The organism is Streptomyces sp. NPDC059582 (genome assembly GCF_042735715.1).
Lineage (GTDB): Bacteria > Actinomycetota > Actinomycetes > Streptomycetales > Streptomycetaceae > Streptomyces.
Window position 1 is genome coordinate 82,896 of record NZ_JBHWCC010000027.1, and the last position, 16,335, is coordinate 99,230.

At 73.7% G+C, this 16,335-nt stretch carries 14 protein-coding genes; 11 read left to right on the forward strand and 3 right to left on the reverse strand.

The window, feature by feature from the left end:
* The coding region (locus ACFV0T_RS23120; protein WP_385782123.1) for a HAMP domain-containing protein at nt 1-987 on the reverse strand (987 nt) is incomplete at its 3' end.
* Between the two features lie 102 nt (nt 988-1,089).
* On the opposite strand from ACFV0T_RS23120, the gene ACFV0T_RS23125 reads away from it, so the two are divergent.
* Entirely contained in the window at nt 1,090-3,006 is a 1,917-nt protein-coding gene (locus ACFV0T_RS23125) for a SpoIIE family protein phosphatase (RefSeq protein ID WP_385782126.1), read from the forward strand.
* A gap of 393 nt (nt 3,007-3,399) precedes the next feature.
* Nucleotides 3,400-4,632, forward strand: a complete 1,233-nt coding sequence (gene hemW, locus ACFV0T_RS23130) for a radical SAM family heme chaperone HemW (protein WP_385782127.1) — start codon at nt 3,400-3,402, stop codon at nt 4,630-4,632.
* Nucleotides 4,633-4,758: 126 nt separating this feature from the next.
* On the opposite strand, the gene ACFV0T_RS23135 is transcribed toward hemW, so the two are convergent.
* Complete coding sequence (locus ACFV0T_RS23135; RefSeq protein ID WP_385782129.1) at nt 4,759-5,559, reverse strand: DUF3097 domain-containing protein; 801 nt, start codon at nt 5,557-5,559, stop codon at nt 4,759-4,761.
* A gap of 34 nt (nt 5,560-5,593) precedes the next feature.
* Nucleotides 5,594-6,334, reverse strand: coding sequence for an MBL fold metallo-hydrolase (locus tag ACFV0T_RS23140; RefSeq protein WP_385782132.1), 741 nt, complete (start codon nt 6,332-6,334; stop codon nt 5,594-5,596).
* A gap of 164 nt (nt 6,335-6,498) precedes the next feature.
* Between ACFV0T_RS23140 and hrcA the strand changes: the two genes are divergently transcribed.
* The 9 genes from hrcA to ACFV0T_RS23185 all read left to right on the forward strand — a co-directional run bounded on the left by hrcA (nt 6,499) and on the right by ACFV0T_RS23185 (nt 16,331).
* Entirely contained in the window at nt 6,499-7,515 is a 1,017-nt protein-coding gene (hrcA, locus tag ACFV0T_RS23145) for a heat-inducible transcriptional repressor HrcA (protein WP_385782237.1), read from the forward strand.
* Nucleotides 7,516-8,652: a molecular chaperone DnaJ gene (gene dnaJ / locus ACFV0T_RS23150; protein ID WP_385782135.1), complete on the forward strand. Its 1,137-nt coding sequence runs from the start codon at nt 7,516-7,518 to the stop codon at nt 8,650-8,652.
* A 134-nt stretch (nt 8,653-8,786) separates the two neighbouring features.
* Nucleotides 8,787-9,875, forward strand: coding sequence for a nitronate monooxygenase (locus tag ACFV0T_RS23155; protein ID WP_385782137.1), 1,089 nt, complete (start codon nt 8,787-8,789; stop codon nt 9,873-9,875).
* Nucleotides 9,875-10,615: a 16S rRNA (uracil(1498)-N(3))-methyltransferase gene (locus ACFV0T_RS23160; RefSeq protein ID WP_385782140.1), complete on the forward strand. Its 741-nt coding sequence runs from the start codon at nt 9,875-9,877 to the stop codon at nt 10,613-10,615. The genes ACFV0T_RS23155 and ACFV0T_RS23160 overlap by 1 nt, the downstream gene beginning before the upstream one ends.
* 16 nt (nt 10,616-10,631) lie before the next feature.
* Entirely contained in the window at nt 10,632-11,024 is a 393-nt protein-coding gene (locus ACFV0T_RS23165) for a VOC family protein (protein WP_385782143.1), read from the forward strand.
* 139 nt (nt 11,025-11,163) lie between these two features.
* Nucleotides 11,164-11,691, forward strand: coding sequence for a hypothetical protein (locus ACFV0T_RS23170; RefSeq protein WP_385782146.1), 528 nt, complete (start codon nt 11,164-11,166; stop codon nt 11,689-11,691).
* A gap of 96 nt (nt 11,692-11,787) precedes the next feature.
* Nucleotides 11,788-15,006: a S41 family peptidase gene (locus ACFV0T_RS23175; protein WP_385782149.1), complete on the forward strand. Its 3,219-nt coding sequence runs from the start codon at nt 11,788-11,790 to the stop codon at nt 15,004-15,006.
* Nucleotides 15,007-15,065: 59 nt separating this feature from the next.
* Nucleotides 15,066-15,419, forward strand: a complete 354-nt coding sequence (locus tag ACFV0T_RS23180) for a histidine triad nucleotide-binding protein (protein ID WP_385782152.1) — start codon at nt 15,066-15,068, stop codon at nt 15,417-15,419.
* 6 nt (nt 15,420-15,425) lie between these two features.
* The gene (locus ACFV0T_RS23185) at nt 15,426-16,331 is read left to right on the forward strand and encodes a ribonuclease Z (protein WP_385782155.1); all 906 of its coding nucleotides are present in this window, start codon (nt 15,426-15,428) and stop codon (nt 16,329-16,331) included.
* The last annotated feature ends 4 nt before the right edge of the window (nt 16,332-16,335 follow it).

Below are 16,335 nucleotides of genomic sequence, written 5' to 3' on the forward strand. Positions count from 1 at the left end.
GCCCTTCGCGTCGACGGTGATCTTCTGGCTCAGGTCGCCGTTGGCCACCGCCGTGGTCACCTGGGCGATGTTGCGGACCTGCGAGGTCAGGTTCGAGGCCATGAAGTTGACGTTGTCGGTGAGGTCCTTCCAGACCCCGCTGACGCCCCGCACCTGGGCCCGGCCGCCCAACTGGCCCTCGGTGCCGACCTCGCGGGCCACCCGGGTGACCTCGTCGGCGAACGCGGAGAGCTGGTCGACCATCGTGTTCACGGTCAGCTTCAGTTCGAGCAGCTCGCCGGTCGCCTCGACGGTGACCGTGCGGGTCAGGTCGCCGCGGGCCACCGCCGTGGTCACCAGGGCGATGTCGCGCACCTGGGCGGTCAGCCGGGACGCCATCGTGTTGACCGCCTCGGTCACGTCCCGCCAGCTTCCCGACAGGCCCTGCACCTTGGCCCGGCCGCCGAGCCGGCCCTCGGTGCCGACCTCGCGGGCCACCCGGGTCACCTCGCCGGTGAACAGCGACAACTGGTCGACCATCTTGTTCACGGTCCGGCCCAGCCGGCGCAGGTCACCGCGCAACTGCCGGCTGCCGTCGTGCAGGTCGACCCGCTGCGTCAGATCGCCGCCGGCCACCGCGTCCAGCACCCGCGTGGCGTTCGCGGCCGGCGCCACCAGGGCGTCGAGCACCTGGTTCACGTCGTTCACCCGGGACGTCCAGGCGCCCGGACCCGGGCTCGCCGACACCCTCTCGTCGAGCCGGCCGTGCCGGACGAGCTCCCTCTTGACACGCTGCACCTCGGAGTTGAAGTGCGTGCTGCGATCCATGATCTGGTTGAAGTTCGCGATGAGTTCGGCGACCATCCCCTGGCCGGACTCCGGCACCTTGGTGAAGTCGCCGTCCCGTGCCGCGGTCATCGCGGCGAGCAGCGGGCGCAGTTCGGATGCTCGGACTTGGTCAGGTTTCTGTCCGTCTTCGAGCACACGCGTAGCACTGTTCTCACTCATGGCGGCCCACTTCGGTAACTCGGCGCTTATGGGCGTGGTCAGTCTGTCACTCTGTCGGCATCGACCGAGGCGTAATCGTCCGAACCGTTCGGGGAGCTGTCCATGGGGGCCATTCCGACGCAACGGGAGACCCTTCCCCTTGCCTCCGAAGCTTCCGGTGCCTCCGACGTGTGCGCGCCGGAGCGTGCGCAGGTGCGCGCGACCCTGTCCGGAAGCTCCCTCGCGCCCGGCTCCGCCCGCGCCCTCGTGCGCGCCGCGCTCGACGAGTGGGCCGCCCGCGGCCTGCCCGGCACCGCCCACCTCACCGACCTCCTGGCCGACGACGTCACGCTCGTCGTCAGCGAGCTCGTCACCAACGCCGTCGTCCACGCGGGCACCGACATCGGGCTGGTGTGCCGTCTGGAGGAGCCGACGGGCGCCGTTGTCGTGGAGGTCTCCGACCAGCACCCCTCACGCGCCCCCCGCGACGGCGCTGCCGAACCCCCGTACGAGACACCGGAGTACGGGCGCGGCCTGCGCCTGGTGGCCACCCTCGCCGAGGCCTGGGGCGTCACCTACCGCCGGGGCACCAAGACGGTGTGGGCACGGCTGCCCGCCGAGCCGGACGAGGACCCGCAGGCGTACGACCCCGAGCGCGCCCCGGCGTTCGCGCTGGGTGTGGCCGAGATCCTCGCCCCCGAGCCCCATCGCGGCGACCGGGACCGGGACTGGCTGGGCCGCGGCGCCCTGTCCTTCCTCGCCGAGGCCTCCGACCTGCTCGCGGGCCAGCTCGACGAGGACCTGGTCGCCGCGCTCACCGGCCAGCTGATCGTGCCGCGACTGGCCGACTGGTGCGCGGTGTGGCTGGAGGACGAGGCCACCGGCCGGGGCGGCTGGGGCGACGCGGCGGGCGCCGGGCCACGGCTGGCCCGGGTCTGGCACGGCAGCGAGAACGTCATCGAGGAGCTGCGCAGAGCCCTGGAGAAGGACCCGCCACGACCGCCGGACGCGATACGTTCCGGGCCCGTGCCGTTTCCCTGGCCGGGGGTGGCGCCGGGCGGGAGCGTCGCGCGCGGGTCGCGGGGAGCGCACGGTACGGCGCTCGCCTACCGCCTGGTCGCCGGCGGGCGCCCGCTGGGCACCCTGGTCATCGGGCGGGCCGGACTGGCCCGCTTCCCCGACGAGGTCACCGGGCTGGTGGAGGACCTCAGCCGCCGGGTGGCGCTGGCCATCGGCGCCGCCCGCCAGTACGCCCGCCAGGCCACCATCAGTGCCGTCCTCCAGCGCGGACTGCTGCCCGGCGCCGTCGCCGAGATCCCCGGGGTGCGCAGCGCCCTCGTCTACGAGCCCTGCGACAAGGGCGGCCCCAGCGGCGACTTCTACGACCTCTTCCCGGCCGGTGACGGCCGCTGGTGCTTCGCCGTCGGCGACGTCCAGGGCAAGGGCCCCGAGGCGGCCGTCGTGATCGGCCTCGCCCGGCCCTGGCTGCGGCTGCTGGCCCGGGAGGGCTACCGCGTCGCCGACGTCCTCGACCGGCTCAACCAGCTCCTCCTCGACGACGCCACGGAGGCCGCCGACGCCGCCGCCCGCGCCCTCGTGGGCCCCGCCGGCCCGGGCGACGGCCCGCAGACCCGGTTCCTCTCCCTGCTCTACGGCGAGCTCGCCCCCTTCGACGGCGGTGTCCGCTGCACCCTCGCCTCCGCCGGACACCCGCTGCCGCTGCTCCTCGACCCCGACGGCGCTGTCCGTACGGTCGCCCGGCCGCAGACCCTCCTCGGGGTCGTCGAGGACGAGACGTACACCAGCGACACCTTCGAGCTGCGCCCCGGCGACAGCCTGCTCTGCGTCACGGACGGGGTGACCGAGCGGCGCTGCGGTCCGCGCCAGTTCGATGACGGCGACGGCCTCGCCACCGCGTTCGCCGGCTGCGCCGGCCTCGACGCCGAACTGATCGCCGAGCGCATCAGGCGCCTGGTCCACGAGTTCGGCGGCCGGCCACCGGAGGACGACCTGGCCCTGCTGGTACTCCAGGCGGACTAGTGCCGTGGCGGGCAACGTTGGCCCGTGAAGGAGCGGCGTCCGGTGCGGCGAGGGGGCGTGCCGGGCGTCGCGAGGGGGCGTGCCGGGCGTCGCGACGGGGCGAACGTCGCCTGCTGCGGCACTAGCCACGGGGCGTCCCGCCGCGGCTGCGCGGTCACGGTCGTACGGGGCTGGGAGCGGGGGCGCACGTGCGGGGCCGCGATCCGCCTGGCCGGGGGCCCGCGCGGCGGATCGCGCGGCCGTACGGCGGCGAGGAGCGGCCGCAGCGGCGAGGTCCGCCACAGTCGCGAGGGCCGCCCGCGGACGGCGTGGCCTTCGGACATCGTGGGGGAGCGGGGGCCCGCCGAACCCGTGGGACCGGGGATCTTCCGAGCGTGCTGGACAATGGGGGACATGCCTTCCGCACTCCCCGACGGCGAGCCCGTCCCCGGTGACGGCGCGCTCCCCGCGTCCGCGCTCGCCGGAGCCGCCGACCGCCCCCTCGGGTTCTACCTGCACGTCCCCTACTGCGCGACCCGCTGCGGCTACTGCGACTTCAACACCTACACCGCGACCGAGCTGCGTGGCACCGGCGGCGTCCTCGCCTCCCGCGAGAACTACGCCGACACCCTGATCGACGAGATCCGCCTGGCCCGCAAGGTCCTCGGCGACGACCCGCGCGAGGTCCGCACGGTCTTCGTCGGCGGCGGCACGCCCACCCTGCTGGCCGCGGACGATCTCGTCCGGATGCTGGGCGCGATCCGCGACGAGTTCGGGCTGGCGGCGGACGCCGAGATCACGACGGAGGCGAACCCGGAGTCGGTGGACCCCGCCTACCTCGCCACCCTCCGGCACGGAGGCTTCAACCGGATCTCCTTCGGCATGCAGAGCGCCAGGCAGCACGTCCTGAAGATCCTCGACCGCACCCACACCCCCGGCCGCCCGGAGGCGTGTGTCGCCGAGGCGCGGGCGGCGGGCTTCGCACACGTCAACCTGGACCTGATCTACGGCACACCCGGCGAGTCGGACGACGACTGGCGGGCGTCGCTGGACGCGGCGCTGGGCGCCGGCCCCGACCACATCAGCGCGTACGCCCTGATCGTCGAGGAGGGCACCCAGCTCGCCCGCCGTATCCGGCGCGGGGAGGTCCCCATGACGGACGACGACGTCCACGCCGACCGGTACCTGATCGCGGACGAGGCGCTGTCGGCGGCGGGCTTCGGCTGGTACGAGGTGTCGAACTGGGCGACCTCCGAGGCGGGCCGCTGCCTGCACAACGAGCTGTACTGGCGCGGAGCCGACTGGTGGGGCGCGGGCCCCGGCGCGCACAGCCACGTCGGCGGGGTGCGCTGGTGGAACGTGAAGCACCCGGGTGCGTACGCGGCGGCGCTGGCGGGCGGCCGCTCACCGGGCGCCGGGCGGGAGATCCTCTCCGACGAGGACCGGCGGGTGGAGCGGATCCTGCTGGAGCTGCGGCTGCGGGAGGGCGTACCGCTGGACCTGCTCCACGAGGCCGGCCGCACGGCCGCGCGACGGGCCCTGTCGGACGGGCTGTTGCAGCCGGAGCCGTACGAGGCGGGGCACGCGGTCCTCACCCTGCGCGGGCGCCTGCTGGCCGACGCGGTGGTGCGAGACCTGGTGGACTGAGCCGCCGGCCGCGGGGGTTGGTGGACTGAGGCGGTGGCGCGGGGCTCGGCGGACTGAGGCGCTGGTGCGGGGCCTCCTGGGCCGGGTGCGCCCGCGGCCGGCCCGCCGTCGGACCCGCCGGACCCGTCAGACCGTCACGAAGTCGATCAGTTCCTCGACCCGCCCCAGCAGCGCCGGCTCCAGATCCTTGTACGACCGCACGCGTGACAGGATCGCCTGCCACGCCGCACCCGTGTTCTCCGGCCACCCCAGCGCCCGGCACACGCCGGTCTTCCAGTCCTGCCCGTGCGGGATCCGGGGCCAGGCCTCGATGCCCAGCGACGACGGCTTCACCGCCTCCCAGATGTCGATGTACGGGTGGCCCACCACCAGTGCGTGCTCGCTCGTGACCGAGGCGGCGATCCGGGACTCCTTGGAGCCCGGCACCAGGTGGTCCACCAGCACGCCCAGACGGGCGTCCGGGCCGGGGGAGAAGTCCGCCACGATCGACGGCAGGTCGTCGACGCCCTCCAGGTACTCCACGACCACGCCCTCGATGCGCAGGTCGTCGCCCCACACCTTCTCGACCAGCTCGGCGTCGTGCCGGCCCTCCACGTAGATGCGCCCGGCGCGGGCCACCCGGGCCCGTGCGCCGGGCACGGCGACCGAGCCGGACGCCGTACGGGTGGGGCGCGGCGGCCCGCCCGCGGCCGGCCGGACCAGCGTCACCACCCTGCCCTCCAGGAGGAAGCCCCGCGGCTCCAGCGGGAAAACCCGGTGCTTGCCGAAGCGGTCCTCCAGCGTCACCGTGCCCGCCTCGCAGCGGATCACCGCCCCGCAGAAGCCCGTCCCGGGCTCCTCGACCACCAGACCGGGCTCGGCGGGGACCTCCGGCACCGGCTTGGGCTTCTTCCACGGCGGAGTCAGGTCGGGTGAGTACTGGCGCATTCGGATGACGATAGGAGAAGCCGTCGGCGAGGGCTCACGACACGCCGAAACGCTCCGCGAGCGCGTCCCGCTGCGCCCGTACGAAGGCCGCGTCCACCACCGCCCCGTGACCGGGCACGTACAGCGCGTCCTCGCCGCCCAGTGCCAGCAGCCGGTCCAGCGCCGCGGGCCAGCGCGACGGTACGGCGTCGGGGCCCGCCTGCGGTGCGCCGGACTCCTCGACGAGGTCGCCGCAGAACACCACCGCCGGGTCGCCCGGCACCACGACCGCGAGGTCCCGCGCGGAGTGCCCCGGGCCCACGTCGGCCAGCACGACCCGCGGGCCGCCGGCCGGTTCCAGGCTCAGACGGCCCCGGACGCCGCGGTGCGGCCGTACGAGGGCGTCGGCCGCCTCCCGCGCGGCCGTGGCGTCGAGACCGTTGCGCACCGCGTCCGCGCGCATCTCCTCGCGCCCGTCCCCGAAGGCGTCGCCCGCGACGGCGTCCGCGTCCGCGCCCGCCGCCGCCAGAACCGTTGCGTCCGCGAACGCCGCCGCCCCGAAGACGTGGTCGAAGTGCGGGTGGGTGAGTGCGAGAAAGCGCACACGGCACCCGGCGATCGCCTCCGCCTGCTCCCGCAGCCGGGCACCCTCCGCCAGGCTCGAACCGGCGTCGACCAGCACCGCGGAACCGGCCCCCACGACCAGCCCCACCGTGCAGTCCCACACCGGCAGACGGCACCGGCCGACCCCCTCGGCCAGCCGCTCCCACCCCAGCTCTTCCCAAGTCACCGTCATGCGGCGACGCTAGCGGTAGGAGCGGGCCCGCCACGACTTCGCAGGCCCGGCCTTGCCCGGGGCGTACCCCACGGCCGTACACTGGCTCGGGGAACGCTGGCACTCGCACGGACAGAGTGCCAGGAAGACAGCCGAGGCGACGACATGCTGGAGGTGTGCGCGAGATGCTGAGCGAACGCAGGCTCCAGGTGCTGCGCGCCATCGTCCAGGACTACGTCGGCACCGAGGAGCCGGTGGGCTCCAAGGCGCTCACCGAGCGGCACAGCCTCGGCGTCTCGCCGGCCACCGTGCGCAACGACATGGCGGCCCTGGAGGACGAGGGGTACATCGCCCAGCCGCACACCAGCGCCGGGCGCATCCCCACCGACAAGGGCTACCGGCTGTTCGTGGACAAGCTCGCGGGCGTGAAACCGATGACGGCCCCCGAGCGGCGCGCGATCCAGAACTTCCTCGACGGGGCCGTCGACCTCGACGACGTGGTGGCCCGCACCGTGCGGCTGCTCGCGCAGCTGACGCGGCAGGTCGCCGTCGTGCAGTATCCGTCGCTGACCCGCTCCACGGTGCGGCACGTGGAGCTGCTGTCGCTGGCCCCGGCGCGCGTGATGCTGGTGCTGATCACCGACACCGGCCGGGTCGAGCAGCGGGTGGTCGACTGCCCGGCGCCGTTCGGCGACACCTCCCTGGCGGATCTGCGGGCCCGGCTGAACAGCAGGGTCGCGGGGCGCCGGTTCGCGGACGTGCCGCGGCTGCTGGAGGACCTGCCGGACGCCTTCGAGGCGGAGGACCGCGGCACGGTCTCGACGGTGCTCTCCACCCTGCTGGAGACGCTCGTCGAGGAGAACGAGGAGCGGCTGATGATCGGCGGCACCGCCAATCTGACCCGCTTCGGACATGACTTCCCTCTCACGATCCGCCCGGTGCTCGAGGCGCTGGAGGAGCAGGTCGTGCTCCTGAAGTTGCTTGGCGAGGCGGGGGATTCGGGCATGACCGTACGCATCGGTCACGAGAACGCCTATGAGGGACTCAACTCCACTTCCGTGGTCTCGGTCGGCTACGGTTCGGGCAACGAGGCGGTCGCCAAGCTCGGTGTGGTGGGACCGACCCGCATGGATTACCCGGGAACGATGGGAGCGGTACGCGCAGTGGCACGGTACGTCGGACAGATCCTGGCGGAGTCGTAGGTGGCCACGGACTACTACGCCGTTCTCGGCGTGCGCCGCGACGCGTCGCAGGAAGAGATCAAGAAGGCCTTCCGGCGGCTCGCGCGCGAGCTGCATCCGGACGTCAACCCCGATCCGAAGACCCAGGAGCGGTTCAAGGAGATCAACGCCGCTTACGAGGTGTTGTCGGACCCGCAGAAGAAGCAGGTCTACGACCTCGGCGGCGACCCGCTCTCCCAGGCCGGCGGCGCCGGCGCGGGCGGTTTCGGCGCCGGTGGCTTCGGCAACTTCTCGGACATCATGGACGCCTTCTTCGGCACGGCGTCGCAGCGCGGACCGCGCTCGCGCACGCGCCGCGGCCAGGACGCGATGATCCGGCTCGAGATCGAGCTGGACGAGGCGGCCTTCGGCACGACGAAGGACATCCAGGTCGACACGGCGATCGTCTGCTCCACCTGCAACGGTGAGGGCGCGGCGCCGGGGACGAGTGCCCAGACGTGTGACATGTGCCGCGGTCGCGGCGAGGTGTCGCAGGTCACGCGGTCCTTCCTGGGCCAGGTCATGACGTCCCGCCCCTGCCCCCAGTGCCAGGGCTTCGGGACCGTCGTCCCGACGCCGTGCCCGGAGTGCGCGGGCGACGGCCGGGTGCGCTCCCGTCGGACGCTGACCGTGAAGATCCCGGCCGGTGTCGACAACGGCACGCGGATCCAGCTGGCCGGTGAGGGCGAGGTCGGGCCCGGCGGCGGTCCGGCCGGAGACCTGTACGTCGAGATCCACGAGATGCCGCACGCGATGTTCCAGCGGCGTGGGGACGACCTGCACTGCACGGTGACCCTCCCGATGACGGCGGCGTCCCTCGGCACGAAGGTGCCGCTGGAGACGCTGGACGGCATGGAGGAGGTCGACATCCGGCCCGGCACCCAGTCCGGCCAGTCGATCCCGCTGCACGGCCGGGGCGTCACACACCTCAGGGGCGGCGGCCGGGGCGACCTCATCGTCCACGTCGAGGTCCAGACCCCGAACAAGCTCGACCCCGAGCAGGAGCGCCTGCTGCGGGAACTGGCCAAGCTGCGCGGGGAGGAACGCCCGCAGGGGCAGTTCCAGCCGGGGCAGCAGGGGCTGTTCTCCCGGCTGAAGGACGCCTTCAACGGTCGTTGACGGCTGGTCCGCAACCGGCGTCGGTCCGCGACCGACGCCGGTGCGCCCCCAAGCGCCGGACGGGCTGAGATCAGCTCCGCGCCGCGTCGAAGGCCCGATTCGGACTTGTTCGAAGGACGTGACAACATGCCGTCATGTCCTCCGCACTGACCGATCTCTGCGCCCGTCCGATCGTGCAGGCCCCCATGGCGGGCGGTGTCTCCGTGCCGCGGCTCGCCGCCGCCGTCTGTGAGGCGGGCGGCCTCGGGTTCCTGGCCGCCGGGTACAAGACCGCCGACGGCATGTACCAGGAGATCAAGGAGCTGCGGAGCCTCACGGCCCGCCCCTTCGGCGTGAATCTCTTCATGCCGCAGCCGGAGTACGCCGAGACCGGCGCCGTCGAGGTCTACGCCCACCAGCTGGCCGGCGAGGCCGCCTGGTACGACACGGAACTCGGCGACCCGGAGAGCGGCCGGGACGACGGATACGACGCCAAGCTCGCGGTGCTGCTGGACAACCCGGTGCCGGTGGTGTCCTTCCACTTCGGCGTCCCGAGCCGCGACGTGCTGGACTCGCTGCGCCGGTCCGGCACCTTCACCCTGGTCACCGCCACCACGGCCGAGGAGGCCCTCGCCGTGGAGCGGGCGGGCGCCGACGCGGTCATCGTGCAGGGCGTGGAGGCGGGCGGCCACCAGGGCACCCACCGTGACCTCCAGGAGCACGACGGCTCCGGCGTCGGACTGCTCGCGCTCCTCGCGCAGATCCGCGAGACGGTGAGCCTGCCGCTGGTCGCCGCCGGTGGCATCATGCGCGGCGGCCAGATCGCCGCCGTGCTCGCGGCCGGTGCCGCCGCGGCCCAGCTCGGCACGGCGTTCCTCGCCACCCCCGAGTCGGGCGCGGCCGCCGTGCACAAGCAGGCGCTCACCAACCCGCTGTTCGTGCGCACGGAGCTGACCCGGGCCTTCTCCGGACGTCCGGCCCGCGGCCTGGTCAACCGCTTCCTGCGCGAGCACGGGCCGTACGCGCCCGCCGCCTACCCGGAGGTCCACCACCTCACCTCGCCGCTGCGCAAGGCCGCCGCCAAGGCCGGTGACGCCCAGGGCATGGCTCTGTGGGCGGGCCAGGGCCACCGCATGGCCCGCGAACTGCCCGCCGGACAGCTGGTCGAGGTGCTGGCCGCCGAACTGGACGCGGCGACGGCAGCATTGTCGGCGTTGTCGGTGTTTCCCCCGGCGGGTGCCTGATGACCGCGCCGGTGTTCGTGGTCGAGCACTTCGACGCGGGCGGCGGCGGACGGTACGTCCTCGACGGCCCCGAGGGGCGGCACGCGGTCTCGGTGAAGCGGCTGCGGCCGGGGGAGGACGTGATCCTCACCGACGGCGCCGGGCGCTGGGCGGACTGCGTCGTGCTGGACACCGAGGGCAAGGACCGGCTGATCGTCCAGCTGGACGGCGTGACGGAGGAACCGGCCCGGGAGCCCCGCATCACCGTCGTACAGGCGCTGCCCAAGGGCGACCGGGGCGAGGTCGCCGTCGAGACCATGACCGAGGTCGGAGTCGACGCGATCGTGCCGTGGGCTGCCTCCCGCTGCATCACGCAGTGGAAGGGCGAGCGAGGACTCAAGGCGCTCGGCAAGTGGCGGGCCACCGCCCGCGAGGCCGGCAAGCAGTCCCGGCGGGTGCGGTTCCCCGAGGTCGCGGACGCCCGGTCGACCAAACAGGTGGGCGCGCTGCTGGCCGGGGCCGACTTCGCCGCCGTGCTCCACGAGAGCGGTGACGCTCCGCTGGCCGCCGCCGAACTGCCCGCCGAGGGCGAGATCGTGCTCGTGGTCGGGCCCGAGGGCGGGGTCTCGCCCGAGGAACTGGCGCTGTTCGAGGAGGCGGGGGCGCGGCCGTACCGCCTCGGCCCCAGTGTGCTGCGCACCTCCACCGCGGGGACCGCTGCCGCCGCCCTGCTTCTCGGCCGCACCGGCCGCTGGTCCTGACCGCCGGGAGGACACCGTGGAACTCGCCCAGGTCCGCCTGCTCGTCACCGACTTCGCCGCCTGCTACCGGTTCTACGCCGACGTCCTCGGCCTGAAACCGCAGTCGGGGGCGACGAACGGGCCGTACGAGAAGTTCAGCCCAGCCGCCGGAGCCGCGGGCATCGCCCTCCAGGACCGGGCGACGATGGCGCGCGTGCTGGGCGAGCTGGGCGACCCGGCGACGGGCCACCGTTCGCTGGTGGTGCTGCGCGTCGACGACCTGGACACCTACTGCGCGCGGATCGTCTCCCGGGGCGCGACCCTGTTGCACGGGCCGTCCGCCATGACCGAGCGGATGCGGGTGGCCCACCTGAAGGACCCGGAGGGCAATCTGGTGGAGCTTCAGGAGTGGCTGCTGCTGCGCTGCTGACGGCGACGAACAGCCCCCAGCCGTAAGCCTCGACGGGCCTCGCCCGGGGTGCCGCGGCACCCGCCCGCGGTGGATCCGCGTCCACTTGTGACCGCACGCGGTCTACCGCCGCACGCCCAGGAGTGGCACGCTGCCGTCCATGGGGGTATTGAGACGGATTTGGGCCCACCCGCGCGGGACGCGGGCGATGGCCGTGGCGGTGCTCGCGGTGACCACCGTGGCCGGTGTCGTGGCGTGTGATCCGGGTGGGCTGGGCTCCGCCTCGGTGGCGTACACGACCGACCAGACCGCGACGAAGGAACTCCAGCGGCGGCAGGTGGACGTGCAGTGGCTGACCTGTACCGCCGACTTCGGCGACACGGCGGCCACGGCCAGCGCGAACACCGTCGCCACCGTCGACTGCCAGGGCCGGACGGACGACGGCCGGGACATCACCGTCACCGGGAAGGTCACCCGGGCCGTCGACGGTGCCTGCGTGCGCGGAGACCTGACCGCCCGGGTGGGCGGCAAGGAGGTGTTCCGGGTCAGCGGCCTCGGCGACTGCGACGCCACGCCCTCGCCCGTCGGCGGAGGCCCCGGGGGTCAGCAGGGGCGGCCCACGGTGACCGTCACCAGGACCATCTGGTGCGTGGACGATCCGCAGTGCCGGCCCGTCGAGGGCAAGTGAACGTTCCCCCGGCATGCTCGCGTGTCCCGTTCCCCCGTCCCGTTCCCCTGTCCGGTTCCTCTGTCCGTGGGCGGCGCCGCTGCATAGGGTGATCGTGTGACCCAGCCTGCTGCCTCCGCCCCCACGTCGGCGTACCTCCGTTTCCCGCACCTGCACGGCGAGTTGGTCGCCTTCACCGCCGAGGACGATGTGTGGCTCGCGCCCCTCGACGGCGGACGGCCCTGGCGGGTCAGTGCCGACAACGTGCCCGTGACGCTGCCGCGGATCTCACCCGACGGCACCACCGTCGCCTGGACCTCCACCCGGGACGGCGCACCCGAGGTGCACATCGCCCCGGTCGACGGCGGCCCCGCCAAACGGCTGACGCACTGGGGCAGTTGGATGACCAGGGTGCGCGGCTGGACCCCGGACGGCGAGGTCCTCGCCACCAGCACCCAGGGGCAGGCCAGCCTGCGCCGCAGCTGGGCGCACGCCGTCCCGCTCGACGGCGGACCGGCGACCGTCCTGCCGTACGGGCCCGTCGGTGACGTGGCGTTCGGGCCGCAGACCGTGCTGCTGTCCGCGCTGGGACGCGAGGCCGCCTCCTGGAAGCGCTACCGGGGCGGCACGGCGGGCAAGTTGTGGATCGACCGCGGCGGCGACGGCGAGTTCACGCGGCTGCACGAGGAGCTGGACGGCAACCTGGAGTTCCCGGTCTGGGCGGGGAAGCGTATCGCCTTCCTCTGCGACCACGAGGGCACCGGCGCGCTGTACTCCTCCCTCGCCGACGGCTCCGACCTGCGCCGGCACACCCCTGAGGGAGAGGGGTTCTACGCCCGGCACGCCGCGAGCGACGGCCGCCGGGTCGTGTACGTCTCCGCCGGTGAACTGTGGTTGCTCGACGACCTCGAAGGGGCCGAGCCGCGCCGGCTCGACATCCGGCTCGGCGGGCAGCGCGTCGACCGGCAGCCCCGCCCGGTGAACGCCGCCCGCTGGTTCGGCTTCGCCTCCCCCGACCACACCGGGCGCGGCAGCGCGGTCGCGGTGCGCGGCGCCGTCCACTGGGTCACCCACCGCGCGGGACCGGCCCGCGCGCTGGCAGCCCGGCCCGGCGTACGGGCCCGGCTGCCGCGCGCCTTCCGCACGGAGGGCGAGGAGTGGGCGGTGTGGGTGACGGACGCCGAGGGCGACGACGCCCTGGAGTTCGCGCCCTCGACCGGCCTCGCCCCCGGCGCGACGCCGCGCCGGATCGCCGCCGGACGGCTCGGCCGCGTCCTCGACCTGGCCATGGCGCCCGACGGCAGCCGCGCCGCCGTCGCCGCGCACGACGGGCGGCTGCTGCTCGTCGAGCGGGAGACCGGCGAGGTGCGCGAGGTCGACCGCAGCGAGCACGGCGACGTGGAGGGCCTCACCTTCTCGCCGGACTCCGCCTGGCTCGCCTGGTCGCACCCCGGCCCGTATCCGCTGACCCAGCTCAGGCTCGCCAACACCACCGACCTGTCGGTGACCGAGGCGACGCCGCTGCGCTTCCAGGACTACGCCCCGGCGTTCACCCTCGATGGCAAGCACCTCGCCTTCCTGTCGAGCCGCTCCTTCGACCCGGTCTACGACGAGCACGTCTTCGACCTGGCGTTCGTGGAGGGTGCCCGGCCGCACCTGATCACGCTCGCCGCGACCACGCCGTCGCCGTTCGGGCCGCAGCGCCACGGCCGCCCCTTCGAGAGCCCCGACAAGGACGAGACGCCCGACAGCGAGGGCACCCCGGCGACCAGGATCGACCTCGAAGGGCTCGCCGACCGGATCGTGCCCTTCCCGGTCGAGGCCGCCCGCTACTCCACCCTGCGCGCCGCCAAGGACGGCGTGCTGTGGCTGCGACACCCCGTGCGCGGCGTCCTCGGCGCCTCCCGCGCCACCCCCGACGCCCCCGACCCCAAGACCGAGCTGGAGCGCTACGACCTGGCCCAGCAGCGCATCGAGCACCTGGCCGTCGACGTCGACGACTTCGACGTCACCGGCGACGGCAAGCGGCTGCTGCTGTGGACCGACGGCCGACTCAAGGTCGTCCCCAGCGACCGGCGGGCGCCCGGTGACGACGACAGCGAGTCCAACATCACCGTCGACCTCACCCGGGTGCGGCAGACCGTCGACCCGGCGGCCGAGTGGCGGCAGATGTACGAGGAGACCGGCCGCGTCATGCGGGACAACTTCTGGCGGCCGGACCTGGGCGGGACCGACTGGGACGGCGTCCTGGACCGCTACCGCCCGGTCCTCGACCGCCTCGCCACCCACGACGACCTGGTCGACCTGCTGTGGGAGGTGCAGGGCGAACTCGGCACCTCGCACGCGTACGTCACCCCGAACGGCGGCTACGGCCGCGGTGCCCGCCAGGGTCTGCTCGGCGCCGACATCTCCCGGCACCCGGACGGCACCTGGCGCATCGACCGCGTGCTGCCCTCGGAGACCTCCGACCCGAAGGCCCGTTCCCCGCTGGCCGCGCCCGGTGTCGCGGTGCGCGCGGGAGACGCGATCGTCGCGGTCGCCGGACATCCGGTGGACCCGGTGACCGGCCCAGGACCGCTGCTCGTCGGCACCGCGGGCAAGGCGGTGGAACTGACGGTCTCCCCGGCCGGCGGCGGCGATCCGCGGCACGCGGTGGTCGTCCCGACCGCGGACGAGGAACCGCTGCGCTACCACGCCTGGGTCGCCGACCGGCGGGCCTTCGTGCACGAGCGTTCGGGCGGCCGGCTCGGTTATCTGCACATCCCCGACATGCAGGCCCCCGGCTGGGCGCAGATCCACCGCGACCTGCGTGTCGAGGTGATCCGGGAGGGCCTCGTCGTGGACGTCCGGGAGAACCGGGGCGGCCACACCTCCCAGCTGATCGTGGAGAAGCTGGCCCGGCGGATCGTCGGCTGGAACCTGCCGCGGGACATGCGGCCCATGAGCTATCCGCGCGACGCGCCCCGCGGCCCGGTCGTCGCCGTCGCCAACGAGTTCTCCGGCTCCGACGGCGACATCGTCAACGCGGCGATCAAGGCACTCGGCATCGGGCCGGTCGTCGGCACCCGCACCTGGGGCGGTGTCATCGGTATCGACAGCCGCTACCGCCTGGTCGACGACACCCTCATCACCCAGCCCAAGTACGCCTACTGGCTGGAGGGTTACGGGTGGGGCGTGGAGAACCACGGCGTGGATCCCGACGTGGAGGTGGTGCAGCGCCCGCAGGACCACGCGGCCGGCCGGGACGTCCAGTTGGAGGAGGCGGTCCGGATCGCGCTGGAGGCGCTGGAGGAGACGCCCGCCAAGACCCCGCCGAGCCTGCCGGGCCTGGAGTGACACACCGGGCTCGCTACGATGCTCCGGTACGACGTCAACCGCGCGAGGAGGGCACACGTATGGCAGGGGAGCCGCAGGACGACTGCCTGTTCTGCAAGATCGTTGCGGGACAGATCCCGGCGACGATCGTCCGCGAGACGGAGACGACCGTCGCGTTCCGGGACATCAACCCCCAGGCGCCCACGCACGTCCTGGTGATCCCCAGGGCGCACCACGCGAACGCGGCCGAGCTCGCCGCCGCCGACCCGGCGCTGACCGCGGACGTGCTGCGCGAGACGAAGGCGGTAGCGCAGGAGGAGAAGCTGGACAGCTACCGCGTCGTCTTCAACACCGGTGCCGGCGCGGGCCAGACGGTCTTCCACGCCCACGCGCACGTCCTCGGCGGGCGCGGCATGCACTGGCCCCCCGGATAGGCCACCGTGTCCGTACGCGAACTGGTGGTCCTCGGCACCGCCAGCCAGGTCCCCACCCGGCACCGCAACCACAACGGCTACCTGCTGCGCTGGGACGGCGAGGGGCTCCTCTTCGATCCCGGCGAGGGCACCCAGCGCCAGATGCTGCGTGCCGGGGTCGCCGCCCACGACCTGAACCGGATCTGCGTCACCCACTTCCACGGCGACCACTGCCTGGGCCTGCCCGGTGTGATCCAGCGCATCAACCTCGACAGGGTGCCGCACCCGGTGACCGCGCACTACCCCCGCTCCGGGCAGCGCTTCTTCGACCGGCTGCGGTACGCGACCGCCTACCGGGAGTCGGTCGGGCTCACCGAGGCACCGGTGGACGCCGACGGACACCTCGCCGTGACCCCGTCGTACACGCTGGAGGCGCGGAAGCTGTCGCATCCCGTCGAGTCGTACGGCTACCGGCTCGTCGAGCCCGACGGCCGCCGGATGCTGCCCGAGCGGCTCGCGGCCCACGGGATCAAGGGCCCGGACGTGGGCCGGATCCAGCGGGAGGCCGCGATCGGAGCCGTCACGCTGGACGACGTCAGCGAGGCGCGGCGCGGCCAGCGGTTCGCGTTCGTCATGGACACCCGGCTGTGCGACGGCGTGTACGCGCTGGCCGAGGGCTGCGACCTGCTCGTCATCGAGTCGACCTTCCTCGACGAGGACACCGACCTCGCCGTCGAGCACGGCCACCTGACCGCAGGGCAGGCGGCCCGGGTCGCGCGCGAGACGGGCGTACGGCACCTCGTGCTCACGCACTTCAGCCAGCGCTACGACGATCCCGACGAGTTCGAACGGCAGGCACGGGCGGCCGGCTTCGAGGGAGAGCTGACCGTCGCGCACGATCTGCTGCGAGTACCGGTTCCGAAACGACGGTAAAACA

Coding starts and splice junctions, on each gene's coding strand:
- ACFV0T_RS23180 (WP_385782152.1), top strand. CDS start 15,066: ATGGCAGGGGAGCCGCAGGACGACTGCCTGTTCTGCAAGATCGTTGCG.
- ACFV0T_RS23160 (WP_385782140.1), top strand. CDS start 9,875: ATGACCGCGCCGGTGTTCGTGGTCGAGCACTTCGACGCGGGCGGCGGC.
- ACFV0T_RS23135 (WP_385782129.1), bottom strand. CDS start 5,559: ATGCGCCAGTACTCACCCGACCTGACTCCGCCGTGGAAGAAGCCCAAG.
- ACFV0T_RS23170 (WP_385782146.1), top strand. CDS start 11,164: ATGGGGGTATTGAGACGGATTTGGGCCCACCCGCGCGGGACGCGGGCG.
- ACFV0T_RS23125 (WP_385782126.1), top strand. CDS start 1,090: ATGGGGGCCATTCCGACGCAACGGGAGACCCTTCCCCTTGCCTCCGAA.
- hemW (WP_385782127.1), top strand. CDS start 3,400: ATGCCTTCCGCACTCCCCGACGGCGAGCCCGTCCCCGGTGACGGCGCG.
- ACFV0T_RS23140 (WP_385782132.1), bottom strand. CDS start 6,334: ATGACGGTGACTTGGGAAGAGCTGGGGTGGGAGCGGCTGGCCGAGGGG.
- hrcA (WP_385782237.1), top strand. CDS start 6,499: ATGCTGAGCGAACGCAGGCTCCAGGTGCTGCGCGCCATCGTCCAGGAC.
- ACFV0T_RS23155 (WP_385782137.1), top strand. CDS start 8,787: ATGTCCTCCGCACTGACCGATCTCTGCGCCCGTCCGATCGTGCAGGCC.